Annotated in this window: 2 protein-coding genes; both read left to right on the forward strand. The window is 32.2% G+C overall.

The window, feature by feature from the left end; translation table 11 throughout:
- A partial coding sequence (locus EZH24_RS12515; protein WP_137999381.1) for a flagellar export chaperone FliS occupies positions 1-387 on the forward strand: 387 nt, incomplete at its 5' end.
- Between the two features lie 3 nt (positions 388-390).
- On the forward strand, positions 391-1,016 hold a 626-nt coding region (locus EZH24_RS12520; RefSeq protein ID WP_137999382.1), incomplete at its 3' end, for an early set domain-containing protein.

A 1,016-nucleotide genomic window follows, 5' to 3' on the forward strand; every position in this document is an offset into this window, starting at 1 on the left:
TGGAAGAGGCTTGCGGTTCTATGGATAAAAGAGGCTTGCGCTTCTATGGATAAAAAACATGGAACGGAACAAGTTCATATTAATATAGTTAAGGCGCAAGAAATAATATACGAACTTTTATCATCTCTAAATTACGAAGCGGGCGAAATAGCGAACAGATTGGCGTCAATTTATACTTATATGAATCAAAAATTGACGGAAGGAAATATTTCAAAAACAAAACCTCCAGTGTTGGAAGTCATAAAATATCTTAAAGAATTGAAAGAGGCTTGGGTTGTAGTCGAAGAAAAAGTTTCTAAAGGAAATGTAGATTCAAATGCAAATAAATCTTCAAATAAAAATGAAAATAAAGAAAATTCGGAAATTAAATTAAATATAAAAGGTTAATTAATGAAAAAAATAATTCCATTTTTAATATTCGCTTTTATCGTATCCTGCGGAGATAGAGATATAGAAACGATTGAACAGCATGAAGCAAGAATGAATCAAATGGAAATTCTAAAATATTATAATATACAGGATGTTATGCCTCCGAGAGTGGTAGAGGATGGCGTTTTATTTACTTTTGCGGAAAATTACGATTCGGTTGAAGTTTCTGGCGATTTCAATTATTGGGAAGACAGCATTCCTTTAATCAAAAACTCTTACGGAATTTTTTATTATTTATGGCAAGTTCCTTTGAAAGCGGGAAAATACAGCTACAGATACAGAGTGAACGGAGTTTGGATTAACGACCCTTTGAACTCGAATACGGAATACGATGACAATAATCAAGAAGTGAGCTATTTTATTTTGGATAAAGATATAGGCTTTTACGATAAAAATCCTCTTTACAATTCTGACGGAACGGTGACTTTTTTCTACAGCAACGATATGGCAAGAGAAGTCATGTTTACCTCCGATAAATTGGGTTTCGACAGTTTAAGATATCCTATGATTTATTCGAATAATCTATGGACTATAACTTTAAGAGCCGAGTCGGGAAATTATTATTATATTTGTAATATGAATGTTTA

Source organism: Brachyspira catarrhinii, from assembly GCF_005518285.1.
In the GTDB taxonomy this organism is placed as follows: Bacteria; Spirochaetota; Brachyspiria; order Brachyspirales; family Brachyspiraceae; genus Brachyspira; species Brachyspira catarrhinii.